This window comes from Varibaculum cambriense (assembly GCF_032557235.1).
GTDB lineage: Bacteria > Actinomycetota > Actinomycetes > Actinomycetales > Actinomycetaceae > Varibaculum > Varibaculum cambriense_C.
Genome location: NZ_JAWGMB010000012.1, coordinates 1 through 26729 on the forward strand (window position 1 = coordinate 1; position 26729 = coordinate 26729).

41 protein-coding genes are annotated in these 26729 nt (G+C 53.1%); all 41 read right to left on the reverse strand.

Translation table 11 applies throughout. The features are described 5' to 3' along the window. Positions 1–91 precede the first annotated feature (91 nt). Positions 92–553: a DUF2746 domain-containing protein gene (locus E6072_RS08240; RefSeq protein WP_316695003.1), complete on the reverse strand. Its 462-nt coding sequence runs from the start codon at positions 551–553 to the stop codon at positions 92–94. Positions 554–619: 66 nt separating this feature from the next. Beyond that, positions 620–883, reverse strand: coding sequence for a hypothetical protein (locus E6072_RS08245; RefSeq protein WP_316695005.1), 264 nt, complete (start codon positions 881–883; stop codon positions 620–622). Between the two features lie 24 nt (positions 884–907). Beyond that, entirely contained in the window at positions 908–1759 is an 852-nt protein-coding gene (locus E6072_RS08250; RefSeq protein WP_316695007.1) for a CHAP domain-containing protein, read from the reverse strand. A 2-nt stretch (positions 1760–1761) separates the two neighbouring features. Further along, positions 1762–1884 (reverse strand): hypothetical protein, encoded by a 123-nt coding sequence (locus E6072_RS08255; RefSeq protein WP_316695009.1) that lies wholly within the window; start codon positions 1882–1884, stop codon positions 1762–1764. Between the two features lie 222 nt (positions 1885–2106). Next, entirely contained in the window at positions 2107–2466 is a 360-nt protein-coding gene (locus tag E6072_RS08260; protein WP_316695011.1) for a hypothetical protein, read from the reverse strand. Then, positions 2466–2873, reverse strand: coding sequence for a hypothetical protein (locus E6072_RS08265; protein WP_316695013.1), 408 nt, complete (start codon positions 2871–2873; stop codon positions 2466–2468). Before E6072_RS08265 ends, E6072_RS08260 begins: the two co-directional genes overlap by 1 nt. A 14-nt stretch (positions 2874–2887) precedes the next feature. Beyond that, positions 2888–3259, reverse strand: coding sequence for a hypothetical protein (locus tag E6072_RS08270; RefSeq protein WP_316695015.1), 372 nt, complete (start codon positions 3257–3259; stop codon positions 2888–2890). Positions 3260–3283: 24 nt separating this feature from the next. Continuing rightward, positions 3284–3940 (reverse strand): hypothetical protein, encoded by a 657-nt coding sequence (locus tag E6072_RS08275; RefSeq protein ID WP_316695017.1) that lies wholly within the window; start codon positions 3938–3940, stop codon positions 3284–3286. Positions 3941–3946: 6 nt separating this feature from the next. Continuing rightward, positions 3947–4606, reverse strand: coding sequence for a hypothetical protein (locus E6072_RS08280; protein ID WP_316695019.1), 660 nt, complete (start codon positions 4604–4606; stop codon positions 3947–3949). A 32-nt stretch (positions 4607–4638) separates the two neighbouring features. Further along, entirely contained in the window at positions 4639–5715 is a 1077-nt protein-coding gene (locus tag E6072_RS08285) for a hypothetical protein (RefSeq protein ID WP_316695020.1), read from the reverse strand. Positions 5716–5718: 3 nt separating this feature from the next. Beyond that, positions 5719–6513, reverse strand: a complete 795-nt coding sequence (locus E6072_RS08290) for a hypothetical protein (protein WP_316695022.1) — start codon at positions 6511–6513, stop codon at positions 5719–5721. 8 nt (positions 6514–6521) lie between these two features. Continuing rightward, positions 6522–7421, reverse strand: a complete 900-nt coding sequence (locus E6072_RS08295) for a hypothetical protein (RefSeq protein WP_316695024.1) — start codon at positions 7419–7421, stop codon at positions 6522–6524. Beyond that, on the reverse strand, positions 7418–10450 hold the full coding sequence (locus E6072_RS08300; protein WP_316695026.1) for a hypothetical protein: 3033 nt from the start codon (positions 10448–10450) through the stop codon (positions 7418–7420). The genes E6072_RS08295 and E6072_RS08300 overlap by 4 nt, the downstream gene beginning before the upstream one ends. A 26-nt stretch (positions 10451–10476) precedes the next feature. Then, positions 10477–10851 carry a hypothetical protein gene (locus tag E6072_RS08305; RefSeq protein ID WP_316695028.1) on the reverse strand — a complete coding sequence of 125 codons (375 nt, stop codon included), beginning with the start codon at positions 10849–10851 and terminating at the stop codon, positions 10477–10479. Positions 10852–10868: 17 nt separating this feature from the next. Then, positions 10869–11231: a hypothetical protein gene (locus tag E6072_RS08310; RefSeq protein ID WP_288292387.1), complete on the reverse strand. Its 363-nt coding sequence runs from the start codon at positions 11229–11231 to the stop codon at positions 10869–10871. Between the two features lie 2 nt (positions 11232–11233). Further along, on the reverse strand, positions 11234–11842 hold the full coding sequence (locus E6072_RS08315; RefSeq protein ID WP_316695029.1) for a hypothetical protein: 609 nt from the start codon (positions 11840–11842) through the stop codon (positions 11234–11236). Between the two features lie 79 nt (positions 11843–11921). Continuing rightward, entirely contained in the window at positions 11922–12323 is a 402-nt protein-coding gene (locus E6072_RS08320; RefSeq protein ID WP_288292385.1) for a hypothetical protein, read from the reverse strand. After that, positions 12323–12637 (reverse strand): DUF5403 family protein, encoded by a 315-nt coding sequence (locus tag E6072_RS08325; protein ID WP_288292384.1) that lies wholly within the window; start codon positions 12635–12637, stop codon positions 12323–12325. Before E6072_RS08325 ends, E6072_RS08320 begins: the two co-directional genes overlap by 1 nt. A gap of 10 nt (positions 12638–12647) precedes the next feature. Further along, entirely contained in the window at positions 12648–12983 is a 336-nt protein-coding gene (locus tag E6072_RS08330; RefSeq protein ID WP_288292383.1) for a hypothetical protein, read from the reverse strand. Positions 12984–12996: 13 nt separating this feature from the next. Next, a complete protein-coding gene (locus E6072_RS08335) occupies positions 12997–13437 on the reverse strand; it encodes a Gp19/Gp15/Gp42 family protein (protein WP_288292382.1) in 441 nt (146 codons plus the stop codon). A 19-nt stretch (positions 13438–13456) separates the two neighbouring features. Further along, the gene (locus E6072_RS08340) at positions 13457–14419 is read right to left on the reverse strand and encodes a phage major capsid protein (protein WP_288292381.1); all 963 of its coding nucleotides are present in this window, start codon (positions 14417–14419) and stop codon (positions 13457–13459) included. Between the two features lie 32 nt (positions 14420–14451). Then, positions 14452–15084, reverse strand: coding sequence for a hypothetical protein (locus E6072_RS08345; RefSeq protein ID WP_288292380.1), 633 nt, complete (start codon positions 15082–15084; stop codon positions 14452–14454). An 86-nt stretch (positions 15085–15170) separates the two neighbouring features. After that, complete coding sequence (locus E6072_RS08350; protein ID WP_288292379.1) at positions 15171–15458, reverse strand: hypothetical protein; 288 nt, start codon at positions 15456–15458, stop codon at positions 15171–15173. A 12-nt stretch (positions 15459–15470) separates the two neighbouring features. Beyond that, positions 15471–16970 (reverse strand): hypothetical protein, encoded by a 1500-nt coding sequence (locus E6072_RS08355; RefSeq protein WP_316695034.1) that lies wholly within the window; start codon positions 16968–16970, stop codon positions 15471–15473. A 9-nt stretch (positions 16971–16979) separates the two neighbouring features. Continuing rightward, on the reverse strand, positions 16980–18242 hold the full coding sequence (locus E6072_RS08360) for a phage portal protein (protein WP_316695037.1): 1263 nt from the start codon (positions 18240–18242) through the stop codon (positions 16980–16982). Next, positions 18239–19897, reverse strand: coding sequence for a terminase (locus E6072_RS08365; RefSeq protein WP_288292376.1), 1659 nt, complete (start codon positions 19895–19897; stop codon positions 18239–18241). Before E6072_RS08365 ends, E6072_RS08360 begins: the two co-directional genes overlap by 4 nt. Before the next feature lie 9 nt (positions 19898–19906). Beyond that, the gene (locus tag E6072_RS08370; protein WP_288292375.1) at positions 19907–20272 is read right to left on the reverse strand and encodes a hypothetical protein; all 366 of its coding nucleotides are present in this window, start codon (positions 20270–20272) and stop codon (positions 19907–19909) included. Positions 20273–20430: 158 nt separating this feature from the next. Continuing rightward, positions 20431–20814 carry an HNH endonuclease gene (locus E6072_RS08865; RefSeq protein WP_399335722.1) on the reverse strand — a complete coding sequence of 128 codons (384 nt, stop codon included), beginning with the start codon at positions 20812–20814 and terminating at the stop codon, positions 20431–20433. Further along, on the reverse strand, positions 20811–21602 hold the full coding sequence (locus E6072_RS08375) for a hypothetical protein (RefSeq protein WP_316695039.1): 792 nt from the start codon (positions 21600–21602) through the stop codon (positions 20811–20813). Before E6072_RS08375 ends, E6072_RS08865 begins: the two co-directional genes overlap by 4 nt. Further along, positions 21595–21897, reverse strand: a complete 303-nt coding sequence (locus tag E6072_RS08380; RefSeq protein ID WP_316695040.1) for a hypothetical protein — start codon at positions 21895–21897, stop codon at positions 21595–21597. The genes E6072_RS08375 and E6072_RS08380 overlap by 8 nt, the downstream gene beginning before the upstream one ends. Continuing rightward, on the reverse strand, positions 21884–23335 hold the full coding sequence (locus tag E6072_RS08385; RefSeq protein WP_316695042.1) for an HNH endonuclease signature motif containing protein: 1452 nt from the start codon (positions 23333–23335) through the stop codon (positions 21884–21886). Before E6072_RS08385 ends, E6072_RS08380 begins: the two co-directional genes overlap by 14 nt. A gap of 30 nt (positions 23336–23365) precedes the next feature. Next, positions 23366–23752 (reverse strand): hypothetical protein, encoded by a 387-nt coding sequence (locus tag E6072_RS08390; RefSeq protein WP_316695044.1) that lies wholly within the window; start codon positions 23750–23752, stop codon positions 23366–23368. Next, positions 23742–24164, reverse strand: coding sequence for a hypothetical protein (locus E6072_RS08395; protein ID WP_316695046.1), 423 nt, complete (start codon positions 24162–24164; stop codon positions 23742–23744). The genes E6072_RS08390 and E6072_RS08395 overlap by 11 nt, the downstream gene beginning before the upstream one ends. After that, a complete protein-coding gene (locus tag E6072_RS08400; protein WP_316695047.1) occupies positions 24152–24445 on the reverse strand; it encodes a hypothetical protein in 294 nt (97 codons plus the stop codon). Before E6072_RS08400 ends, E6072_RS08395 begins: the two co-directional genes overlap by 13 nt. After that, the gene (locus tag E6072_RS08405; RefSeq protein WP_288292368.1) at positions 24426–24563 is read right to left on the reverse strand and encodes a hypothetical protein; all 138 of its coding nucleotides are present in this window, start codon (positions 24561–24563) and stop codon (positions 24426–24428) included. The genes E6072_RS08400 and E6072_RS08405 overlap by 20 nt, the downstream gene beginning before the upstream one ends. Further along, on the reverse strand, positions 24560–24703 hold the full coding sequence (locus E6072_RS08410; protein WP_316695049.1) for a hypothetical protein: 144 nt from the start codon (positions 24701–24703) through the stop codon (positions 24560–24562). The genes E6072_RS08405 and E6072_RS08410 overlap by 4 nt, the downstream gene beginning before the upstream one ends. After that, positions 24703–24915, reverse strand: a complete 213-nt coding sequence (locus E6072_RS08415; protein ID WP_316695051.1) for a hypothetical protein — start codon at positions 24913–24915, stop codon at positions 24703–24705. Before E6072_RS08415 ends, E6072_RS08410 begins: the two co-directional genes overlap by 1 nt. After that, a complete protein-coding gene (locus tag E6072_RS08420) occupies positions 24912–25115 on the reverse strand; it encodes a helix-turn-helix domain-containing protein (protein ID WP_278609099.1) in 204 nt (67 codons plus the stop codon). The genes E6072_RS08415 and E6072_RS08420 overlap by 4 nt, the downstream gene beginning before the upstream one ends. After that, complete coding sequence (locus E6072_RS08425) at positions 25116–25859, reverse strand: hypothetical protein (protein WP_316695052.1); 744 nt, start codon at positions 25857–25859, stop codon at positions 25116–25118. Continuing rightward, positions 25860–26546: a hypothetical protein gene (locus E6072_RS08430; protein ID WP_316695054.1), complete on the reverse strand. Its 687-nt coding sequence runs from the start codon at positions 26544–26546 to the stop codon at positions 25860–25862. Further along, positions 26547–26729 (reverse strand): hypothetical protein (locus E6072_RS08435; RefSeq protein ID WP_316695056.1); only part of this gene is annotated, 183 nt, incomplete at its 5' end.

Genomic DNA, 26729 nt, shown 5'->3' on the forward strand with positions numbered 1-26729 from the left:
GTGGAGCTAGCGGGATTCTTTCCCAAGATTCTTTTACCTGGGATAATACAAAGAATAGGGGTTTTAGTGCCACAAAAGTTCCACTAGAAACTCATTTTGTGGAAGTTTGTGGAGCCTGTTCTGTTTGTATTTTATCAACTGCGTGCCAGATCCGTTCGTGTTCTTGGGTTGCTGCTCTTCTGACATTCTCAGTAGATTCAAGCATCCGCCCGAAATTCGCTACCGTCTGGCGGTTAACTTCGTCCTGGGAAGTTTCGAAACGGTCTAATCGTCTATCTAGGCGAGAAATCCCAGCCAAGACTAAATCTAGGTCTGCACGCAAGTTTGTGCCGTGCGAGTTGGTCACTTGCTCTTTAATTTCGGAGACTGTCTCATTGTCAGTACGGGCTTTTTCTAAATGTTCTTGAAGGTTGGCCGCATGGCTTTTCAAAGAGGTTTGCTGTTTGGAAAGCCGTTTTGTTTTGGCTTGTAGCCATGCGGTAGAAAAAGCTAGGCACGCGATGATAAGCGAGATCGCGGCATCACCGAGGTTATTTACGAGTGCCTGATGCAAGATTGACTCCCAGGATAGGAAAGTCACCCGTGCCAAGGAGGGGAGGCGCGGGTGACTAATATGTAGTTAGTTTTCTAAGCAATCAACAGGATCGCTAACACCACCAGTAGGAGGTGTTCCTGTTTTTGGGGTATGTGCCATCGCGGTTCCTTGACCAAGAAGTGCGGCCGCGAGTGCCACCCACAAAGGTGCGATAGTGTCGGTGATCAAACCATAACCGCCCAGTAGGGCGATTACCGCTAGTACTACGCCGTAGAGCCAGGTTCTAACTACTGGGGTGAGCCAGTCGAGGTGTTCGGGGGTTAGGGAATATTGAGAATGTTTGCCCATATTATTTTTTCCTTTGCTGTTGTTTTAGATGAGTCGTCCGCTGTTGAGAGCTTGCTGCCAGGCTTTGACAGAGGCGTGTCCGAAATATCCATCAGGGGTTACTTTCAGCTTTCGCTGCATCGCTAAAGATGTTTGTCTACCCCAATGCCCATCGGCGTTGATTCCTAGGGTGGCCTGGATTTTACGCACTAGGGTGGAGCCACCTTTACCGTAGGTAATACCGGTTACCGCCCAGTGATATTGCTTATTTCCTCTCCATTGCCCGCTTATTCCCCCATCAACCGGGGTACGGGCTAGCTGCTGGGCGCGGCGAATAGTCGCAGAGCCAGCCCAACCATCAACTGCTATCCCGGAGCGTCCAGCGTTGGCGGGATGTGCAGGTGAAGAATGACTGTAATTTGGGGTTGCTACCGCGAGCACCAAAGATAGGGATCTCGCACGGCGATACACCCCGCCGCCATTAGACTGAGAGCCACGCCGCCCGCTAGAGGTATTACCCTCAATAGTTTCAAGATAGGAGCCACGGTTGGCGGTAACGATTCCCACATGATCAGCCACGCCGTCCCGGTTCCAGTCGAAGAAAACGATGTCACCAGGCACAGCGCTACGCTTGTCATGTACGCGCCCTAGCCTACGAGCATTGTTTAGCCCGGTGGGGCAATAAGCGAAGATACCGCCCGGCGGTGTCATGCCAGCTTGATTAAGCACCCAGGACACGAACATAGCACAGTAGGGGACGCCGCTTCTGGCGAAGTAGGGGCTGGAAGTTTTTTGGGCATACCAGCGCCCGTATTTAGTTCCCGGATTCGGATCACTCCACCGGGTGTACCCTACTTCTTTGGCCGCAATATTGATTACTTGGGTAGCGGTAGCCATGATTATTCGCCCCCAATCTCAAGGGTGGTCAGTTCGGCGCAGTCTTCCGGTCCATCACCGAACTCAGGCATGCTTGCCACCTGGCATTCCTCATTTTCGGGGTCTTGTAGAGTATCGACTTCCATAGTTTCTCCTTTTCTGTTTTTGGGTATGAAAAAAGCCCCGTGCATTTGCGGGGCTAAAAATGAAAAAGCGGGGCGGGGTTTATACGGGGATGAAAATAGCAGCGATAGGCATCACGATCCCCGCCGTGCTGCCTGCGGCTTCATACGAGGCACACTGCAGGGTTTTTCGCGGTGGCGTGAATCAGCGGGGGGGGGAGAAAGACATTACTTATTTCCTTTCAATTATTGGCTTATTTTCCAGCAAATAGCGGAAATATAGAGAGACGCTAGCGCATTCACGGCAGGTAGGAAAACGATTTCACCGTTCGATTTTATAGTCACGTACCCGGCGGCATACGCCGAAATCCCTAGCCCGCCGACATCTTCAGCGGGTCGATACCCGGCCGGGATAGTGCCGATAGTGACGGAGCGTTTAGCGGCGAGAGTACCTGAGATTGTGAGCATTCCGGATAAGAAAACCGCGTCACCTTGCTTTATCAGGTTCAGGTCACCAGACAGGTCAGAGGCGATGGTGCAGGGGATGATCTCGGTTTTCACGCTCTCAGCGGTGGCGTGAAGAATCGGGGGGGGGGAGAAAGACATTACTCGTTTCCTTTCTGTTCACATTCGTCCAGATACCAGACGATATCTGGGAAATAAAAGTTAGCGATCCCGCCGCTATTGGAGATAATCACGATTTGGCCAAGATAATTGATAAGCATTTGATTGGAGTAGCGGACATTATTCGTGTAAATCGCTAGCCCTACTGTAACGCAGCCTGCGTTAGGTTTTGGCACGTCATCAGGCAGGCTTGCGACTATCCGTGCGCCTTTAGTTTGCATATCGAAATTGGGCAGGCAGGAGCCGGGAATGCGATACATCGCCCCCCGTTTTTCAATCCGCAAACCCTTAAAAGAATTCTTGGGTTCCATCAGTTGCCAGGTCTCGTCCAGCGCGTATTCAGAGCTAGTTGACATGGCGTGAATCAGCGGGGGGGGGGAGAAAGACATTACTTATTTCCTTTCTAATTGTTGAGACGATCAGGATCTGTAGAGATAGAGACCAGCCGCCAACCGATAAGCCCGATACGGGACGTATCGCTATTTCCAGCCTGGTAGACACGGGCGTCTATGGTTCCGGCATCGCGGCTATAGTTTGCGGTAGATATTTGGGTGAATCCGGAGGTCTCCAGGCAATAAACGTGGAAAGCAAATCCTTCAGGCGCTTTGTACGGGGCTTGGATAGTCAACGTTCCGTTAAAGTTGTTGGAATAATTCGCGCTTATGCTAAAGCGCGGCGGACGGATCGCCCCGCTGGTGGGGTATTTTTTACCGTCGATAATAATAAAAGGCTCCCACGCCTCCGTGTCCACATGCGCAAGCGGTCTACTAGCCATTAGATTACCTCCCTAAATCGTTTTTTATTGCGTGATACGTGTCCAGATAGCGGCACCCATAATCGAGGTACGCACATAATTAGCCGACCGGCTTGCCTGAGCCTGTAACTCGATTTTTAGAGCCGCCGCCCCGGATAGGTTGATTTGCATCGCGATAGGCATCGCATAAGTGAGCGCCATATTAGTGCCGCCAGCTTTATATTCCTCATAAGAAAACCCCATACCAGCCTCACCATAGACCGAACCGTTAACCAAGATTCGGGCTGCGCCTGTCGGTGCGTCATAGGTAGAAAACCCAAGCCGCGCCGTACCCGTAATAATCAGCAAGGCTTTATCCGGCCATGCCGGGACAGAGGCAGACACGGCACGGATAGTTTTCCAAGTTTTAGACACTGTCGTGGAACCCTGGGAGGTTGGCGCGCTGATAGGTGTCGCTTCCATCTGCTCTTTTAAGGCCGCGCCCTCAATAATGCCCTTACCAAGCTTGAGATTACCGCCCGAAATATTCAGTGTTCCACCATCGCTAATAACAATATTGCCGCCATGTTTTACCCGGAGAGTCCCTTGACTAATAGAAGCATTTTCCAGGGAACGAGCCCCCGTAGAATCCACGGCAGACTGAATCTCACGCAACCTACGCTGAGCTTGCCCAATCCCTGACGGTAGCGGAATATTAGACAATTATGTTCACCCCATCCATAAAGCGAGAGCGGTTATCTCCGCCTGCCCGCGGTCATAAAAAACATAATCTTCCCCGGCTAATGTGTGCTCAAGCTCGACCCCTACTACCTGGCCGGGCGTGACAGGGATAGGCTGGCAGTCCATAGTACCCAAGTGAATCCATGCGAAATCAGCGTAATTGCTGATGAAAGCGGAATATTCCGGGCATGATATGCCGCCGATTACTGAGCGGATTCGTGCATCTATGTAGTCGCTCATTGCAATGAATTGCGTGACATGCCCTTTATATAAGGCTACTGCGAAAATGATCCCGGTTTTAGCCCATTCCGGCGCGGTAACCTCCACGCCGCCGACTTTGTGCCATTGCCCGATTCTCCAGCCTTTTTGCGCCGTCACCGGAACTTTCACGGTTTGGCTCATGGTGACCCATATATGATTTTTGAGCGCTGAGGCTGGGAGGGTGCCAGCAAGCAGTTTAAGGTTCCCGGTGACGATCTCGAGCGAGCCGCCGTCCAGGACTTCTAGGGTGCCTTTTCCGCGCACGGTGATTCCACCTTGGGAGATTGTTGCGGAAGATAGCTTCCTGCCGGTATCTGGTTTTACGGCTTCGCGGAAAACTCTACGCAGGGTATCTGTATTGACGGGTAACGGGATCTTCTCTGGCATTACCTACCGATTTCCTTAGTCGAATGGCGGTTTTACTGGTCGTTCGATTCTCCGAGCTGAGCCACAATAGGAGAGATCGTTTCCCCCGTAGCGTTAATTACCCAGCCCACCACTCGTAACACCATTTTTTGGGAAATCGTGTCGGTTTCTATCTCGATTTTTACGAGGTCTCCTAGGCCGTAATCGATTCCAACTAGGGGGTATTCTCCGATGCGTTGGGTAAGGGTAAAGGGTTTAGATCCTTCACGGACTCGGTTTAGGATGGCGGCGGCGTGTGCGTTAAGAGTTTCAATGCGGGAAACAGAATCGAAGGTTTTTTGAATCTCTATTCTTGGGTATCCGGAATTTTCTTTTTCTACCGCAATATGAGCCGCAGAGACGGGGCGGTCTTCTCCTTCCCCACCTCCTATCGCAATCACGTGGGTAGCCATATCCCCTACTTTTGCCCGTTCTTCAAGCTGTACCTCTAGAAGCCCTCCCGGCAGCTCGAAAACAGCGCTAGGAGAAGCAGAGATTCTTCCTACCTTTGGAGTACCGCAATGGAACACGGGGACAATCGAGTTCCGCTCAAAGGATGCCCACTCTATGCCCACATACCATTCGGGACCGTTTATCACTCCGGAAAGCTCGGTGAGCCGCTTATACAAGGTAGCGGATTCATCCGCGTAATAGGCGCGGTCGCGCAATATCCCAGATTTGGGGGCATCAATCAGAAAAGGAATCCCACCCACTACTGCCTGACTAACCAGCCAAGCAGCAATATCACTCTGATCAGTTTTATTGAACTTCTTCGTGGGAGTGTAGCGCCGATCCAGGTAGTCCTCAGCTGAAACACACGAGATAGCCACTACAGACGAGGACGATTTCCTAACCCGGGTATCAATAATCCCACCCCATACGATTTCGCCTATGTCAGTCCAGGCTGCTATCCAGGCACGGTAAGGACTCGTAATAGCTAACCAGTCAGACGGACACGCAGGATCATCCGTAGGCAACTCGAAATCACACGTAGTAATAGTTGCCATAGCAAGGGTAAGATCCCCGGAAACCGATAAAGGCAGCTCCGATAGCAGCTCCCCTGTTTTAATATCGTATGCCCCAAAAAACATTACTTATTCCTCTGGAATAGTTATAACTAGAGTCCCTGACAAAGCGTCACCAGCTTTAGGTAGCTCCCCATACACCATTAGGAAACCATCGCCGGTAAGCCCGCACCACCACATCTGAGTTTCCGATCCCATCAAAGTAAACTGGGTGACCCCAGAAATACCGGTATCAGCTAAAATCCCCGATTCACCTGAAGCAATAACAGCAACGTTTAAAACCATTACCCGGCCAGGTAGACTCAGCTGCTCGATCACCCCAGAGCGTACTCCCCTACCGTTTTTCAAAACGGAAGTCTCAGGCTCAAAACCGCCCGCCAGCAGCGTGAGTTCTCCTGCTGTGACGGAAAGACTGCCTCTTGGAGATACATCTATTTCCGCGATCGTTAAAGATTTCGCAGGGGCTTGAGGAACACTTGGGCTAGATGCCGGAGACCCCTGTACGATTTCCAGGTTCATACCTCGGTCTGATTCCGCCGAATCATCAATCACCGCTACGACTAGATCAATTCTGGAAAACGTAACGTGGGGCGCGGCAATCGGCAGGGTAACCGGGTGACGCACACCGGTAAGGAAAGATCCGTCCATAGTAGAGATAACGCAATAACCGGGTTCAACGGTTACCCCTTGACCGGCATCTTTGACTTCCAGACCGCGCAGTATCCCTGGTTTCGCGCTAACAGGGCTATCTCCGGGTTTTAACACCGCTGCGAGCAAGTCTCGCAAGTCTCTCCCGGTGTAGGTAGGTTTATTATCTTTCCCGGCGTCTAGCGCCCAGGGGGGAATAATATCTGTCGATGCCATGAATGCTCCTACGTGTATGCTTCTACAAACTTGATAATCAATTCCGAGTCAGGGGAATATACGTCTGAACTCCAAGAAATCTGATGCTTCCCCGGTAATAGAGATGGCCAAACCCCTCGCATAGAACCGCGCCGTGAAGCAGATTCTCCTAGAGTTACTGTCCGCCGGGAAAGATCTAGCGTTAAGCGCTGATTCTCTCGCAGACTCAACGCGAAAGAGGTCTGCCAGTCTGCTTTCTCATCACGAATGACCGGGTTACGGGCAGGACCTTTAATAATGATCTGCGCCAGCGGAGCGGCAGTACCTGCGACACGGAAAACCATTTCCCCAGATTCCACCAGCGACCTAATAGTAAACGGAACCCTAAAGGGGATAGTCAGCCCGCCAGAAGATTCCGGCAGATGCGTCCGATAGGTTTTCCACAACAGATTCCCGGTATCGAATGAGGCAGCATAGCGCAGCCCCTCTGGGGCGATACATTGAATCGATATATCCCAACGCCGCCTATCAACCGGGATCACTTTTACCGATTCTTCAACCCGCACCCAAGTCGCTGTCTCTGATGTCCAGCGACTAACCAGCATGGGCATAGTCTTACGGATAGGCAGCTCTTTAAGAATGGCGTCCACACGCGGCTCGAAGAAAGCCGCATCATAGCTGCGAGCTACCAGCGAAAGCCTAATCTCAAAATGTTTAGCGCTAATCCATTGACGCCCTAACCACGCCCCATCTCTCCATGATCTATCTGCAGATTCTGAATGCACCGCTGTTGATGACCAGTCGGTGACATCTTGGATTAACCAATCTACTCCCTCACTGTCGCGCACCCCGAAGACAAGAGAGCCTATCTTGATTTGATGATGCTGGATCGGGGTGACGCGAGCAAACCAGTCGGTCTCATGATTCACAGCGCGCCACCTTTCACCGTAGATACCGGAACCCCAAGCAGACCGCGAGCCGCTGCAAGAGCTGCAGCACGCGGATCAATAACATTCGGGAAATACTGTTTCACCTCAGATACCCGCCCGGAATGTCCACCAAACCCGCTAGTGCCAGGATTGAAACTGGACGCATCAGAGGTAAGACCCACCGGTTGCGGCATGGCCAGTCCTGGCATTTGCGGATCTAGCGACCCGGTAAACCCATTCAAAGAACGCCGCACAGCACGGTATTGAGATTCCAGGCCCCGTTTGAACCCGTCAATCACAAGACGGCCAGCCCCATAAAGCAGCACCGCATCTTTTCGGGGCGGCCCTTTCCAAGAAGTCAGCTTCGAGGTTAGCCCCGATAAGGCAGATTTAACGGATCCGAACATGTTTTTGATTCCGTTAATAAACCCCTGGATAAGATTCTTGCCAGCAGACAGCAGCGTTGAACCTATGTTTCCTAGAGCGCTCATGGCCTTACTGGGGAGAGACCTAACTACTGAAACCACAGTAGAAATTCCCGAAGTAACCCCACTTTTTATAGCTCTCCAGGCTCCGGAAAGAATCGACTTGACCGCGTTCCACCCGCCACTCCAGATTGAACGGATAGTATTTAGAACTGCAGAAATAACACTACGAACAGTATTTATACAGGTAGTAACCACGGTTTTAATCGCTGTCCACACGCCGATAACAACGGTTTTTATACCGGTCCAAATCCCTTTCCAAACCGCAGCTATCGCGTTTACTACCGCAGTAATCACAGCGCGAACAGTGTTTATATAGGCGGTTACGCCAGCAACAATGGCGTTCCAAACGGCCAGCGCCACGGCTTTAATCCCGTTCCAGATAGACCCCCAAACCGCAGCTATCGCGGTAACAACTGTGGTAATCACAGTTTTGATGACGTTAATGACTGTCATTATTACGGTCTGAATCGCCAGCCAAACCGTATTAACTAGGTTCCTGAACCATTCGCATTTTTGATACAGCAACACGAGACCAGCAATAACCGCGACCACTGCAGCGACTATTAGGATGATCGGATTAGCTGCTAACACCGCGTTAAACGCCGCGAATCCGACTTTAACAATAGCTAAGACTTTTGAGATAGTACCGAAACAAGTAGTCAGAGCAGTAAACCCGGCCTGGAGCTTAGTGATCACACCTACCGCAGCCGAAGCCCCCGATAGCGCCGCAAACCCGGCAGCAATAGGCACGATTAGCGGCCACAACGCTTGCAGCAACGGAGAAAGTACCCGTATCGCCCCTATCAAGGCACCACCCAAAATCGGGATTAGCGGCCTAATAGCGGCCAGCAACGAGGTAACCACCGGGGCTGCCCCCTGGATAGCTGCAGTAAGTACCGAACCAATCTCGGCAGCTAACTGCGCAATAACGGGAGCGAGCGCAGCAATTACCCCCGCTAAGGGCTTAAACGCCGGTAACAGGTTCGTAACCATCTGTTGAAACCCGGAAGTAAGCGCAGTAATCCCCTGAGAAATCCCCGGAGAAGATAAGGCTTGAGCAATCCCAGTAATAGCGGTAGCAACCCCGCTACTCATGCCAGAAAGCAGGCTGGAAAGTGCAGGAGCTAATGATTCAATCATTGATCCCAACGGGCTAAGCGCGCCCGCTAGTGCACTAGCCCCCTGGCCTGCTCCTTGGAAAATCTGGGTTAGGGCTCCCTGAAATGCGGGGGAATCCATAACTTTGTTTATGGCTTCCAGCGCGGTGCGTAGTCCTGCTAGTCCCCCTACTCCTGCGGCTTGGGCAGCTTGATGTAGTTTGGAGAAGATCCCGCCGATGCCCGCCAGGGTGCCGCCTAGGTCTTTAAGGGATTGTATGGCTGAATCGATCCAGCTCTGTAAGGATCCGTTAGCGGCTGCTTGGGATACAAAGTTTTGAAAACGTTGCCCCAAGTTAGTAACCCAGGCGCCTAGCCGGGGTAGGTATTGGGAACCTACCAACCCGAGAGTGGCGAAAGCACCGGTAAAACCGACTACTCCTGCCCTGGCTGTCGCAATGGATTTAGCAACGTTATTGAAAAGGCCGGTAAACATTCCGCTCTTGGCTTGCGCGGAAAACATGCCCGCCAGCGCGGCAGCGGTTTTACCGGATTCTGCCCCTACCTTGGTTAGCCCTGCAGAAAGGGTGGGCAGGATAGAGGTAGCTAGGGAGCGGATAGGGGTTGCTGCTTGCGCCCAGAATGAAGCTGAGACAGAGCTTTGAACCGCCTTAAACTGTGGGCCCAAGTCTCCTAGAACTTTCCCGGTGTCTTTTAACGCCAAGAACAGTGCGGTCGCGCCTACGGCTGCGCCGGTGAGAATACCGGGGAGGGCGAGAGCTGCGGGAGCGATTGCAGCTAATGCCCCGCCGATTCCAATCAGCCCCGATGTTGCAGAAAGAGCAACTGAAGATAGCGCCGTGATTCCGGCTGCGGTGGCCATAATCTTCGGGGTGGTGCGGTCAAGATTAGTGGCAAAGTTCTTTATCGAGGTGCCAAACGATTTCAGCACCCGCGCACCAGAGAGAGCAGCGAAGAAAGAAGCTACCTTCTTAGTGCCTTTAAGGCGCACCTCCAAAGGAACGAACCGGGGGCGGGTAAACCATTTCAAACGCGCCATGGCTTTACCCACATCCAGATTCGCGTTAATCGTGGACTTTATCTTGTCGAACTTTTCCTCAAGCCGCTTCTTAATCTTTTCCGCTTCAGCGTGGTCATACGAAATATGCGGCTTAATCTCCGGTTTCGCAGATTCAACCTTTTCGCGGGCTTTCTTTACCTGCTCAGTGGGAACATCAATATCCGGCTCTATTTCGATATCGGACAGCTTGTTGATAAGTTTGCGAACCTTAGCGACCGATTTCCCGTCCAGGGTTAGCTCTACTGGGATTTGTAAATCAAACTTTTCCCGCGCGCGTTTTAAAACCTTGCGTAGATCCTCATTGAACTTAGAGGTATCCGGCAGGGTCCTCACCCGGATGCGACCGACAGTGTTGTTAGCCATCCACCCACCTCCCGGGAAAGAAAAATTTAGAAGTTAAAGAAATCCCAATTGACCTGATCCAGGCTTTTCGGGGTGTGTTTTTTGCGTTTGGTAGGACGCGGATAGGGAGTAATCTTGCGGGGGCGCTTCCCGCTGCCCATGGCTGCGACTTGGTTGCGTAATGCTTGCAGCTCATCCGCTATGAGCGCTAGAGCATTGCTGGTTTCATCCCAAGCAAAGAACGGCAGCGCGGCATCTGCACTTGCGGGTTTTGCGGGCGCGGATTCCATCTGACGCGCCCTCCAAATAGAGCGTGGCTCGAATGCTAAACGGTCAATCAGCTGTCTAGCTAAGGTCAGCCCAGAGGATTCCCACACTTCCTCTGGGCTGAACCCAAATAAGGCTCTAAGATCGCCTGCCACATCACCTGTGGTACAGATCAGCTCGTAGAGCCTTTGCCTTCCCCCAATTCGCTATAAAGCGCCATCAGCAACTCGATCAGGGAGCCATCATCAACGCTGCCCGCCCACTCCTGGAACTCTTCCGGCGTGGTAGACATACGTTCTTCCACCAAGTCACATGCATCAGCAATCGCCAGCAGCACTTCTTGAGTGTTACCAATCTGGTTACCTTCCTCATCAAGAAGAACAGCGATTTGAGCAGTAAACCGCAAACGATCCGAAGCGCGAATATCCTTTAACGGTTTAATCACATGAGCCCCGGGAATCTGCCGGAAAGGCGTTTTCTTAATTTCTTCAGCTTTCGCGGTTGCCTGTTCCGAAATACTCTTTGCCTTACCCATACTTAGTGACTCTCCCCAGCAGAGGACGCAGACGCGGCCGCAGTCAACGGGCGAGGACGGAACACCTGCAACCGTAAATTCTGGGTCTGGTCGGTAAGAATCTGCCCGGAAATCTGGGCTTCCAAGAAGTTCTCGTTATCAAGCTCGGGCATATCACCGACTGATAGGGAAACCCGTGGCATATAGAAAGCCGCGCATTTCTGCCCATCAAACATGACAATCGCTAAAGCCTTCTCAACCGAACCAATACCGTTAATCTTGTACGAGCCGGTAGCCTCATCCCAGACACCGCCCGGGAAGGCAAGCTCAAAAGTCTCTTTATCGATACGTACCGCATTCAAAGTAACCGACATAGAGGTTGCTTCATAAGTGGTATAGACAGCGTCCTCTTCCCAAATCCCCAACTGGGTAGCATCGCCACCATCCTTATCGAAGGCGGGCATATTCTCCTTAGAGGTACCGCCCAACAGATTCCAAGACGCAAAGCTATCCGGCTTAGCCTTATCGAAGGCTTCCAGCTTAAACATCGCCTGCCCCGGCTCAGCGAACAGCACAGTGCCTCGACCAGGTACGAGCAAATGATCCGTATCCACATATTTTTGATTTGCCATAATCCCTTTTCCTTTCAAAAGAAAAACGCCACCTGTCCGGTGACGTATAAACAGAACTTGTTTTATTGAGTTTTCAGACCTAGACCGCCAGCGAACGAGCTACTAGAGAGATTTCGGTGCGGGCTTGTCGCAGATGAGTAGCCGTGAGCCTATCGGTAGGAACCAGAGAAGGAATCTGGGTAATTTCCAGATGTGATGCCCAGACACCACCTGCAGGTTTACCTGCCTGGAACCAGCCCCACAAAATATCCAAAGCATTATCAAGAACGGCTATCGGGTCAGCATCGATAGCGGTAACCGCGTGGATATCAATATTTACCTGATGCGCCCAACGCCACGAAAACGAAGCAACCGGGCGAGCAACTGATTCCTCCACTATCACCAGCGGATCAGTATCTACAGCAATATCGGTATCAACCGATGCCATAGCATCCAAGCCACCCTCACGCAGAACACTCACCAGCGTTGCTACAACATCCATTACCCCACCCTCTTAACCGCTTTAGAAAGAATGTGCAGCCCCGGAACCCACCGAGCTCCTTGACCTCGCCCACCGGCAAGATGCCCATACTCGATATGCAACGCCTCAGGGTCATCAATCGTTATCACCCGGTCTTTACGGCCACGCCGCACCCGAATAGAGCCCGCCAGATCACCAGAACGTTTATGCCGTAAAGCCTCCGCGCGAGCAGCAGCAGCCACCCGGGCAGCTACCCTATCCATCTCAGGGTCTTGACCAGCCACCTTAGCCGCCACCCTATAGGCGGTCTTATTAACCGTTACCCCACCTGCCATAACCACCCACCTACTTAATCTCGACCCCAGCAGCCACCATCAACACTTCACAGTGATAGGTAGCAGCAGACCGCGTAAACCACCTAGCCTCCCCGCGCTGCTCGAACATTTTGCCCTCCCAGAAAATCCGCGAGTAAGGCCCACCCGGCCAAGACCTGGCAAGGACGCGATAAACAGATTTGGTTTGCATCCCCAGGGAGGCTATTTCTTCGCTAGAGACTGCTTGAACGTTACCGGATACTTCCACCGGGTCTTTATAGGTGATTTGGGCGTTCCCGTACTTGCTGGTTCCTGTACGGCGCGCGGTTTGTACCTGTAAGCGGTGACGTCCCTCTAGCAGGCTCATCTTTTCCTCCCTGTCAGGGGATATAGGTGCGGTCAGGGCGAATATTGAAACCGAACTCATTGCCCGGGCGAGCTTTACCGGTAGCGGTTAGATACCCGTCCAGAGCGGGCGGGATGGTTTTCCAAAGGTTGGATCCTGCCCCCAATAGTTCCCACTCTGAGGGCAGAATTTGCAACATTCCTGATGCAACGAGATTGGATAGCTGATAGGAGTATTGGCCATCAGCTTCTTGGATACGGCCTTCCGGGTTGCGGTATACCCGGGCAACGGCTTCTGCCTCAACCTGGATGAGAGCTGCCCGCATGTGGGAAGTAATCTCATCTAGGTTGAGGTTTAACCGTGCCTGGATCATTACCTCGACCCGATCCAGCAGCACCCCGGCATATTTTTTCTCTGAGGGGGTAAGGTCGCGCAGTAGCGATGCCGCGATATCCTCAGGGGTTGCTATTGCCATTTACTTACCCTCCCGTTTGCTAACTGCTAGCGGTGGCTGCTTTTTGTTCGTAAGCTACGAAAGCGTTAGGAGATTCGATAACCCACCCGAAGATTGCTTCTACCAAAGCGGCTTCGAGGTTGTTACTCCATAGCGAAACCATTTCGGAACCAATCTGGATAGTTGCCTCATTCGACATGGATACCGTGATGTTCTCAACGAACCCGAGCTTGATAGAACCAGCGAAATCGCCACCGAAAGCGCGAACATTACTGCCAGCGTGGCCAGCGATACGCCCAGATACTACTTTGCCGAACTTGGCGGGAAGCCCCATAATAGAGCCCCACGAATCTGCCAGGTTAACCCGCTCAGCTTGGAACAGCGGACGCCCGAAATCATCTACCGCGCTAAGCAGGGTAGAACGCAGGCGCGGATCAGCCACAAACCCGGAGAAATCATAATCGCCACTATCGGCTTCCATTACCTTGGTGTATCCGCTAATCACATCAGCAGACAGCCCGCCCTGTTTAGCAGTAGCAGTCCCCAAAGTTACCCGGTTAGTAGTCTGGTTTACACAGTCAACCCCGGAGATAGCTTTATCCGATTTAGCGGACTTACCATACAAAATCGCGTAATCCACCTGGCGGCGAATAGCATCCGACATTTTTTCTTGAATAGTGTCGAATACCGAAGCCGGGTTAGCTAGGCGAGCCTCCTTAGACCAGGGAACAATCACCGCCGCTTTTACCGGCTTGACCACTTTGGTAGCTAAACCGATAGTCGAAACCGGTTTGGCCATTCCCTCACCGACAATATCTGCCTCCGGTTCCCCGGTAGCAATCACATACTCCGAACCATTAGCGCCCATCGGTACTGTCCCACACATGGGAGCAACCACGGAGCTTTCCTGGACTTTCTTAAAAATCTCGCCCACCATTTCCGGGGCAAGCAGGCCAGACTTTTGCTGACCCTCCAGGGTAAAAATGTTATCTTTTGCAGCCATAATCCTTTTCCTTTCTTAGTTTGGCCTGCTAGTTAGTCAAGAGAGGCAAAGAAAGCCTCATAATCCTTGCCACCCCGCTCACCCTTAACCGAATCAGGGCGCGGAATCCGCTCCCCACCCGGGCGGGCTTGCAGGGATTTAAGCAGCTCTACCGCCTCAGCTAAACGCTCAGGGTCAGACGGTAAATACTGCGCTAGCTCTCGAGGTAGCCCCTCGCTAGAGAGCACCTTCCCCGTCTGCTCTACTGCCTGCAAAGACGCCAGTTCCGCTTCTTTATCCGCGAGTGCTTTCTGGGCGTTTTCCAGATCGGTTTGTAACTTGGAGATTTCAGCGGTCACGTCCTGTTCTGGTTCAGTTTCCTGCTCGCTTTCGGCAGGGGTATCTTCCGCAGAATCAGCTTCATCATCTGAGGACGGGGTAGCGTCTTCGGAGGGGTTTTCCTCTTTACTGTCCTCGTCAGTTTCCGGGGTTTCCGACTCGCCCGGTTCAGCTTGGGGTTCTTCGCTGTTTTCCGAGGGAGTGTTATCTTTTTCTTCCTCGCTCGGTTGCAGGTCCTGTACTTCGGTTTCAGGTTCGGCGTTTTCGTCTTCACCCGGTGCGCGGCGCTTGGGTTTGCCCGGTTTAGTGGTTTTGCGAGGTTTTGGCTTACAGCGGTTCTTAAACATGTTTTCTCCTTACTTTTGGGTATAAGAAAACCCGCATAACCTTTGGTTATGCGGGTAAATCTATTTATTTAGTTGTTTACTAGCTGTTATTCGTCAGCGACAACTAGATCTTCTAAATCCATACGATCTAGCTTGTCTTGATCCATATAATGACGATAATAATCAATGATTCCCCTGGAAACCGGGGCGTCCTGATTGATGGCCTCCATCATGGAGCAAATAAAAATGGTATCCGGTTCCGAAGGTAAAAGTTCTAGTTCTGATTTAACGATGTTGCCGAAGGGTGAATCTATTTCAGACTGGTGAATAACAAAGTCCCAGATTTCATCTAGCTCTTCCTCACTAGGTATTAAAGCTGCTTCTTCAAAAGTCACTTTTCACCTCGCTTACATATAAACCCAAACCCCGTCTATAGCTTCATAATACCCTGTTCCTCCATTGGGGAATATAGACATAAAACACCAACCTGATTTTTTAAAATATTTCCATGCGGCTTCCACCCGAGTCTTCTTGACGTACTTTGCCAGGTGGATTTCGTTATTTTTAATTTCAACAAGTCCACCTGTTAAAAGGATTTCTTCTACAAGAGCGTTAATCGCTTCATTCGAAGGTGGTTCCTTCCCCAAGAAATTTTTACGAAACTGCGTATCCCGCTCAACCCTGGGTCTGGGCTTACGGTCTGGATCGTATTTGTGGTAGTGACGCACATGCCTTGCACGTTTCCCGGAAGGCATTCGCAGGTCTTTCCGCGATACTTTAGGGGTTAGATAATCTTTATCGTTCCTAAAGTTAGAAATCTCGTTTAGCTGCTGTTTTCCGCTATCGCTTTTTAGGAACTTTTGTATCAACTGGCGTTGTATCTCGCCATCCTGGGGGCGTAACTTTCCATCACGTTTCTTCCAGGTGACATCCCGCCACATTTTCTCTAACTGGCGGTACTGCTCAACGCCTTCCCAGTTACGATGATCAAACACGGGAACTACCTTGCAATCGCAGTGATCATGGTAGCTATTCCAAGGCCCCTTGTTATCTCCCGCGCTCTCAGCTGACTGGTAAACAGGACCGCGCGAAGCACACATTACGCAAAACCAGCAAGACCTAGCCCCGGTAAGCACCCGCGCCCAACCACGCGGCCTACCAGAGTGAAGGCGCTTTTTGGTTTCCTTATCGTACTCAGAGCGCCGTTCCCGTTTTATCCGCTCATCGTCAACCAAATCATCAATATCAGCGACCCGTTCCTTAAGCCGCTCGAACTCCTTGAGCAGCCGGGGATCATCAACCGGTAAACCAGTTTGTTCAGCTGCCTCCCTACGCTCAGCAAGAATACTTTCCTGCATACGGGCAGCGGCCCTATCAAGCGGGGAATCCCCACCCGCGAGCCGCGCAGAGCCAGTAGAATCGGTTTCTTGGTCTAGTTCCCGGGATAGTTCTGCTCGCTCTTCGCTATCGGTTGCGCATCTGCGAACGGTTTGGCGGGCTGCGTTATGGACATGCCGCGAAAGAATATTCCCTAAGATACGGCTAATGTCATAGCGGTTGGCGCTGATTTTTTTGCTGGGTTCGCCAGTTCCCGGATCGATACTTTCGGTTATCCGCAGTGCTCGTCTAATAGGGTCTAGGACTGCTTTTTCAGGGTATAGGGCAAGACCGGGAGTGTAATCTAGATCCACCCCATGCTGTATGCCCTCGGAGCGCACATAGGAGATAGCTACCTGGTAGGCAAGACGGCGGAAAGCCCGCACGATAGGCGGGAGCCGGTCAGCTAAAATCCGTTGGGTAATCTCAGTGTCACCATCTGCTTGCTGGATGGCTTTACTGGTTTCCCAGATAATAGCTTTTTTCGCTAAAACCAGAATCGCGTTCAGCAGTGCTTCATAAGGATTCATGGCACCGCCTTATAGATATAAATCGTCTGGCTCTAACTGTCCTACTTGTTCTCTGGCTCGCTGCTCGGGCGAGAGCGGTAATAGTTCACGCGCGGTAGGTGCTGACACCAACCCTTGAGCGTAGGCTTGCAGCACGGTTTGGTTCTTCGCTGCCTGGGAGGGAGTAGCCGAATCACGCCAAATGGTTTCCAAGGTCTCAAGTCCGCTAACCGGTCTTCCGCAGAGCCCTAAAACAATGCGCGCCCACTGCTCCCACACGTCACCAAACAGCGCCTGTTTACGCTCAGCTTTAGCCACCAGACGTTCCTTAGCGGCGCGCATAGCCTCAGCAGAAGAGGGATTATCGGTGGTAATCCCCAACATCGAGGGCGGGATTCCAGCGACCGCTGACACGTTTTGCGCATACATCTTGATAGCCGAAATAATCGGGTTTAAGTCTGCGCCCGGGAGCTGTCCCACTTTTCCGTCTGCGGGGCCGTGGATATAGCGGCCTAGATACTGTTCAAGCTCTGAAACCTGACTGCCGTCAGGGCGGGTAACCTTCTGCGAGTTACCCCCAAGAATGTAGCGTTGCGGCATCGACAACAGTTCTTGCGCAACCTGCAGGTTAGTGAAAGAACGAGAAGCAGCGTCAGCAAAGGGAATCACATCATCCATTTCGCTACGCCCAACCTCATCAGAAGGACGCACCCGGTTTATTACCGGGATAAACGGAGTAATACCCGCAGAGGGTTGGCGATAGGCTTTCTCCTCCCGCCATACCCCGCCTGAAAACTGGAACCACGCGGAACCATCCAACCCGAATACCTGCGCCCACTGTTCACCCTGGCGCCGATACCGGATCATGGCTTCAACAACCCGCCCAGCAGAATCAGTCTCATAAGCAACGCACGCATCCCACGGCAACACCCGGGTAAATACCTTGCCCTGAAGCGAGCGCTCCACCACCAATATAGAACGCCCCTGAATCAACGCCTCCGTATGCGCCATAGCCGCCAGCGAATCCATATCACCGCCCGCCCACAGACGCTGCAAAGCGCGAGTAACTTTCCCGGTCTTATCTTCCGCCAGCGTGAAACCATCCACGCTTAAGCATTCGACTAGCACATCTACAGCTAGGCGCGGCCAGTTAGCAACTATTTCCAGGACACGCACCTGAGGAGGAAGAGAAACCCCGATTGCATCCACACGGTGCTCACCTTCGTAATAGGAAGAGTATTTCCTGCCTCCTCTTATTACCTGGCAGTTCTGCAGTAAAGATTTAAAGCTCATCCATACACCACCCACCCTGAATCACTGCGCGCCTCCCATTCCTTAGAAGCTAGAACCTTGCGATACACCATGCGCGCCCCGATAACACACACCGCCGCGTCAATCTTGTTAGGAGATTTCGGGGACTCTTTCTTAACCGTGATCCGCCCATGCGATTCCTTACGCCTACAGTTACCGATATGACGCGAGGTATCCCAGTTACCATCATGAGCAAACAGGCCGTCTTGGATTTCCGCTAAACACATCTCAGCAGCAGTAGCGAACTCGTAAGCGTGAGAACGCATATCCCAAGCGATAGGAGAAGCAGACATCCCCCGAGGCTGCGCCCACACAAGCAACTGCTCTCCGTATTTTTCTGGCCACGTGGTCTTCACGAACGATTCCCACTCCCTAACATCAGCGGAAAACGCCACCACATTAAACCTCTCGAAAGCCCTAGCAACCGTCGCATCTACCGCGCCCACATCCACTACCCCGGTAGTCTTTAACGGCTCCCATACCCCGAGCGTGAATATGAACCCGTCCTTCATGCAGCAACCAACAAGCGCGGTATGGTCATTGCTCTTTGAACCATCAAAGAACAAGACCACATCCTCACCGTCTTCAAGCGCCCGGTCAGGATCAGCAAGCACCGACCACTCCTGCAAAGTAGCCCAAGCATCTTCGGCAGCGTTCGGCTGATTCAAGAAAAAGCGCCGCGAACGTGACACGGGGAAAGAGGGAGACCAGATCCTCTCTTTAATAGTCTCGATATCTACCCAGGGACAATCCTCGTAAACGAACTCCAGACCCTCAGTAATCGAGATTTCCCCATCATCAGGGGTATCCGTCAAAGCAGTATTGGCGGGAGCTATCACCGCGTCATAAAGAATCTTCTGCTTACCAATAGTGTTGCCCTCTTCCTGCTCACACCAGGCATTGAAAGTCTTTTCCGCAACCGAACCCGCACCGGGTAGCCACGCATTCGAAGTTTCCAACATGCGAGAAGCAGTCTTAGCTAAGTTCTGGTCTAGGGTTTCTTCAAGGTCAAGACCTCCCACCCCCGGTGTCCAGTGCTCCGTCTCGTCCGCGATAGTAAAAGAAGTCTCCGACCCCTCAGCAGAGGAAGCAGAAGAAGTAATCTGCTCCAGCTTTCCCCCATAGGGAGTCTCGATATAGGTTTTACCAATCTCTAAGTCATAGCGCTGGGCTAGGCGGGAACGCTTATTAGCCATTCCCCGCACCATGCGCATAGTGACCCCGGTTTGCCGTTCAGAAACCGCTGCTACCCACACCAGAGGCATAGACACCGGTTTACCTATCACGCCGCCCGGAATCCGCTTATCAAAATCAGCCACCCGCACCGGTCCCAAAAGCTCCAGCAGAGCCATAACCGCCGCGAACGGGGACTTACCAGACCCCTTAGCTAAACGGCGCACCGCTCGCCTAAAAAGCCAGCGCCCGTCCTCATCAACCGCATAAAACCAAACCAGAAACCGAGCCTGGCCGCGAGTAGGGGTAAAAGGACGCCCCGCGAGCGGACCGTTAGGTTGGCGCAGATTGTCTTGGATCCAAGCCAGAGCACCATAACCCAGCGTGTACTTCGGGAGTCCCTCAGGCAAAGTAACGATTCGTTCACGAGGAGGCAGCAAAACCTGCGACTGTGCACCCGCCACGAGTCTCACCTACCCAGAGAGCTTGCGCCGCCACGCTTCCATATCCGCAACCGCGCTCGATTCCGCATCGCCCTCGCTACCGCCTCGCTGTAACTCAATCTGAACCCGGCGTCTATCACCCTCAGTAAGCAGCAGCGAGGACAAGGCAGACATAATCGAAGCCAACATCTGCCCAGAACGCTTATTAGCCTTCTTGTAATACGAGATGTCATCACACAGGGAATAAAGAACCGCCCAATCCGAAGGCTCATAAAACCGAACCTGCCCAGAACAGCGAGTATAACGCCAAAGTTTCTTCGCAATAGGATGCCAAGAACGATCCTCACCCGGAATCTTAAACTCTGTAGCACCCTTAGCAGACTTCACTTTATTCACCGGCTTATTCCGGCGGCGCCTAGCCTCGCTACGCTTTGGAATAGGACCGCGAGTACCCATAGACACCCCCATCTAAAAAATCCAATTTGCACACCCCGATAAACCGAACAAAACCAAACAAAAACAGGGAATAAATGCAGGTCAAACCCATATCGACCCTAAAACCCGTACAGTTTCTCAGCGCCTATACGCGAAGCGATGGCGGAGGGGGGCGGGGAGGGTATCGACCCCCCTGAATCTTTAGGGGCGGGGCTAGTTTTCAAACCGGGATGAGCCTCCTTTGGGCGGAGCGTACAAACCCGCGAACGATACTTAACCCTTCCTCCATCCCTCCCGGTTCGCCGCATGTGGCAGCGCCTGCAAAGCAGACGAAGATTAGACAGGGAATGATCCTGCCCCCGAACGATATGGTCAACGTCTGTACCAGGCGCCCCGCAAATCTGGCAGCGCCCATGATCACGTTGAATAACCTCTACCCTGATACGCCGCCAATCCTTAGGGAGCTGGCGATAACGCGCGGTTGGTTTAGTCTTAAAACTCAAAAGGCATCACCTGTCTGATTAGACACTGATGCCCCGTTAGCGTCCACACTACCACAACCAGCGTCTTCTCCACCAGACACGCGCAACAGTTTCCAAATATCGCGGCATGTCCAAAGAGACTGCCCCGCCCGAAACCCAGCAGACAACAACTTCCCACGCGCACGCCAAGTATCTAATCGCTTCCGCGTAAGCCCCGGAAATAGCTCGCAGGCCTGCGAGGTAGTAATCAACTGAGTAGAGCGGCGAATCTTATCCAGGGCATCGGCCAGCCAAGAAGCCTGACTCCAAGTACGATCACAAGGCCTGCACCGGTAAGTTTCGGTCCAGCCCTTCGCGCCTTGCGGCTTAATCGTAGTTTCCCCGCAATCAGGGCAAGGAGGACCAGGAATATCCGCGTCCACGACATTATGCACCCGGTGCCACGCAATCGAAATATCCCCGAGCAGATACTCCAAATCCTCCGAACCGCCAGCAACCATGTGGTCGATAATGTCATGCAAATCCGCCAGCGGGTCACCAGTATGCACAGCGCAATACCTAGAAAGAGAATCAGACCAGGCAGATAGCTCTGCTTCAATCGCTGGCCAAGTCTTCGCCCCCTCCATAGAAGGTTCATCAAGCCAAAGCCCCGCCCGAAACGGCAAGCCCCGCCCGCAACCTAGACCATGACGCCCCGAGGAATCGCCCGGGCGGGAAAGAGCCAGCTCCATCATCGAGGGATAAAGCCCCCGCAAACGAGCTAGATCATCAAGCCAGAAATGCGCACGCCGAACCTGACGCTCATCCACACCCAAGGCGCCCCCTCTCCAGCAGACACACAGCCCGCCGGGTAGCATCCCCACTAGACAGGTCTTCCTCTAAGACAAGCTCACGGGCAAGCACTGGAACCGCATTCGAATCCCAATCACAAGAAAGCCCAGCCCCTTCCCGATGCAGACGCTGACACCAAGCCACCGACACTGACTCCGGGGATTCCTCGACCCCTGCAGCGCCAGCCACATAACCGCCAAGCGCCCCCAGGCAACCCACAGCGACCACTGCCAGCGCCAAGATAAACCAGGCGGTTCGATTAGCTATTTTCATGTTCCTCCTCAGCTTGTTCTTGGCAGAACCGGCAAGGCCAGTGCTGCTCGTGTTCTTCACAAAACGAGATTCCCGGCTCTGCTGGAGGTCCGTGCCATCCATGCCAAGGGGAGCCAAAGCGACCAGCCACAAGCACGTTGGGAGCCTGGCCAGCGTCCAGATTCTCTGCAACCTCACAGTTGCCACTACTGGTGCGCCTACGCCCTCTGCGGCGCTTCCTAGCCGCGCTCTGCCCCTCAGGTGCGGCAACCCTAGCGTCACCCTGGACAGACCCTGCCGCGCCCCGCCTAGCACCCTGGGGCGCGCCCTGCAGTGAACCCTGGGGAGAACCCTGAGTGTCACCCTGCGGCGAGCCTTGCCTAGTCCCTGTATTACCCTGGTAAGTAATTTCCCTGCCATAACCCTGCCATGCCCGCGTGCGCGGGCGCGCGCGCAGGCGTGCGCGCGGGGACACCTCATTCACAAAACCCGCCTTAACCTGCTGTAATACATTTTCGGTATCGGAGGTGGGACTGCCAGTTTTTAGCACTCTAGTTTCTTGGGTGCTAGTTTCTGGCACTCTCTCGGGGGCGCTGGATTCGGGTTCGGGAGCGGAAAATTCCTCAGTGGCCGGGTTAAAACGTGGCGCGTGAATGGGCGATCCTTGGTCAGGTTCAGCGACACTGTCCACAGCGCAAACCGGTACGGTATCTGCTGCCGCGTCCTGGGTGTGAATGGGCGATCCTTTGGTAGGTTCAGCGACACTGTCCACACTCATTTTTGCTAGCAGTAAGTACGGGTCATCCGGTTTAAGCCCACTAGGGGGCCTTCTAAGTTTTAACCCGGCATCCTGAGGCAGGCGGCGTCCTTTTTTCGCGTTGCAATCACGACAGGCCACCACCACGTTTCGGGCGCCGATAGCCCGGTTGGGATCTACATGGTCTAGTTCCCAACCATCCGGACCACGCCGAACGTTCTTGCGGAGCTTCTTGCCGCAATAGCGGCAAAGAGCAACATCGGAACGTCCAGAGCGCCCAGAGGGTATCCGGTCTCGCGCCCATACGGAATCAATCAGATTCCGATCCTTGAGTTCTTTCTTCTTTCGGTCAGCTAGTTTCTTACCTTCGCCGGTATCGTAGCCAAGATCGAACCAGTCATGGTACCGCCACGTTCCTGGTGCGACAGGTAGGCAGCGGTCACACTTATGGTTAGGACCATGCCACAACCCCACCTCGCACAGTAGGCTCGCAGCACGCTCCACGAAATCGCGATCAAGGAAGATACCTAGAAGGGTCTCTAGTGAAATCACACCATCGGTCAGTTGCGCTTGGACTGCAGATCCGGCCATGAGCCACACCCCAAGAGCAGCCGGCCCCATTAAGTCCCCGGAAAGCGTCCGCCTGGCCAAGGCTAACGCTTTCGGGTTCACCTGGAGCTGATCATCAACTTGAAAAAACACCTGTACCTCAAAAAGTGAACTAAGGAAGAACTAATCAATAGGGGTAAGCGCTATCTCAAACGAAGCCACCCCCCTATGCTTGGAGCGACCGACACCAGGACGTAGAAACGGTCCTTCCAAATGCCGGTTATCATCGTCTTCTAAGACACCCGCGTCTACGATCCCGTCTAGGATTGCTTTAACCGTGGGATGATAGTTCGCCACGTCCCTACATCCCCCGCGTGGAGGATTCGTAACCGTAACCTCCATACGCAATCTAGGGACTTTTTTCAGCCCATGCTTATTACGGAACTGGCAACCGAGCCAGTAGCCGCATGAGCGTAGATGCTTAACTTTGCGCGCCCGCACCATCGGGTTAAACCGGGCATTAGCAGTCACCCAATAATCACGCCCCAAAGATAAACTCTCAGTTGCCATCCGGTTCACCTTCTTCTAAAAGCTCCCCTGTGTCCTCATCAATCGAGCCGTCCAAATAATCACCCTGACCTTGCAGGTTCTGGGAAGATATATCCTTCTCTAAACCCGCACCCAGGTTCTCCAAATACGTTTGCATCTCTTTCTCACCAAACAGAGAAGGCGGCAAGCGCAGCTCCATAGCCTGAGAAAGCAGAGCGTATCCTTGCCGGATCAAACAAGGCGGCAACGGCTCAATATGGGCAACCTCGAAAACCGGCTCTGTGAAGCCCTTACGAATGTTCTTACGCACCTCAGGAACCTCCACCAGCCCTACAACCAAGCGCACCCTACTGGGACAGGCCACCGCGTCAGTAGCGATAGCGTACAGCCCGTTTAACTCTCCTGGAGGCAGGGAAGATTTTAGTTTAACCATGAATCAGTATCCTTCCCGTCCAGGAACGTTTTAGGGCGCATAGCCTTCACATCCGGAACATCCACACCCGTATAAGGGCGCGTCTCGAACTCGACCCGGAAAAGCCGGGATTTATGCGAAATGTCAACCGGGCGCCGCCCAGAAAGCACTAAGCGCCGCGCCCTAGCCTGCCTAGCAGCCTCGCCAGCAGCTACCGCCTGTACATGCGCCAACGGCAAGCCGTTAAGCAGAGGAACCGCCACACTAATAACCGGGCAATCTCTAGTCGCGGAGGTAATCATCAGGGTGTCGCACCTCCCCGTACTGCTCGAAGCGATCCTGGATAGCCAACACCAAAGTGGCTGCAACAGCTGCGAACAGCAGCACCGCGCTTACTGAAAGCACAAGCCAAAGAATCATTGCGAAATCGCCTCCTCAATATCAGTGCAATACGCCGGTCCTTCCGAGCGAATCTCTAACCATTGCGAGACCGCGCGCGCCACCGCGCCAACCACGACCCCCGCCATGAGTACGCACAAACCAGCCAGCAATATCCCCATTACTGCCCCTCCTTGTTCTTTTCGGGGCTGCCAGTCATACAGAGCGCCCCGCCGATAACCTGCAAAATAAAAGTTCCCCAAAAACAAGCGGTGGCCGCAGGAGAAGCAACCTCAGACGGGGAAATAAGAAAAAGCGTCACGTAAAGCCACGCCGCAACAGCAAGCACCACTACACCGCAGCGGCGCGCTATGAACACCGGATCATGCCTCATGCTGCCCCCTTAAAGGGACGGTCATAATTGTCATAAGCCTTATCCAAATCCGTACGCGAAAACCAAGGCAGACCCCCCGGCGTACGCCGGGTACGAATCCGCCCCTGCTGGCGATAACGGCGCAAAGTACGCGGGTCAATCCCCAAATACTCTGCAGCTTCCTTCACGTTTAGCCGATCTTTTCTAGCTACTTGCGGCATCTACTCCACCCCCTCACCAGAACCAGAAGGAGAACCCTCCCCAGTAGGATCAGAAGGGAATGACAAAGTTTCATCACCTACTGAGGAGGAAGAATCATGAATGAACTTAGTACCGTCAAAGATGCGCTGGAACGCATCGAAACTTTGCGACGAGATTTCACTAATGAGATAGGGAATGTCGCGCTTGAGGAATTCACGAGCAACTGGGCTGAGCTGTCCCCCGAGAGCAAGATGCTTGGCAACCTTGCCAATCAGATCGCGATGCTGCGCATATCGGTCAAAGCCATCGCGGACGCCACCGGAACCGCTAACGCTCCCCTGCCCCTGCAAGGCAGAGATTAGGCAGAAGCACGCACCGGCTAGCTGACAGCGTTCCTCACGAGTAAGACCCTCCCCGGTAGGATTGCAAAGAGAACGACAACCATCACCTTGCGGTTCATTCACCAGGGAATCCTGATTGGGCAACTCGAACTCACGCCCCACGAGTCCGAGACCTTCGACCTTTCCTACCTTGATGCGGATACCCCTGCACCGTCGGCACAAGCCGCGATCATAAGTTGGATAACTGGTGAGACCACACCCGTCCTCGAATTCAATGACGACGGTATCTTCCTGCACCAAGACGCGCCCATCGTTTCCTAACTTCCAGACCACCCGGTCCGCCTCTCTAAGCGGCGCGCCACAGGAAAGACAACGAGCATCATCTGCATAATCATCACCGTAAGAAGCTTGTAACCAACGCATCTACTCCACCCCCTCATCAGAACCAGAAGAAAAGCCCTCCCCGGTAGGATTGCAAAGAGAACGACAACCATCACCCACCGGGGAGGAAGAACTATGGACGAAGAGATCCTTATCCGCATCGACCGCGAAGAGTGGACTATCTACGCCGGTACTTGGCCGCTGCTGAACGCTCTCATCAAAGCGACAACCGCAAAAGGAATCTCCTTTATGCTTGAACTTTGCAGCGGGGGATGCCAATCCCGCCAATGGATTACCGCCCACAGCAGAGCCAGCCTCACCCGCCCTCTGCCAAGCGATATAGCGCCCGTTCTTAACGCTGTTCAAGCGACCAAACTGGAAGATTTTATTAACACGCTTCAAGAGCCACAAATCGGGTATCTGGTCATACAAGTCAGCGATGACTTTTCTAAATCCGCGCTCCCGGTCAAGGCATATACAGAATGACATCCTGGCGTCTTCCGCCTCTGCCAGCGCCTCGGATAAATGCTGCAGCACTGCCTGGATTGCCAAGCAAACATCTACCAACGCGACATCATTAAGCGGGTCAGGCTCCATCAACTGGGCGGTTAAATCCCGCAGCACTTTATTCAAAGCGTTAATCTGCTCCAGCTGGGCAAGCAAACCCAACCGCCGCGCGCCCGCGTAACCGTCATCTTCCGAGACTGCAAGAGAAGTTTCCGCAACCATCTACGCCACCCCCTCACCGGAGCCGGAAGGAGAACCCTCCCCAGTAGGATCAGAAGGGAATGACAAAGTTTCATCACCTACTGAGGAGGAAGAATCATAACCAGCACCGCCACCTTCTGGCGGAGTATCGAACAACCTGAGCAGGGGTATCTGGTCGTAGAGTTCGGCCAGAACGTCACTACC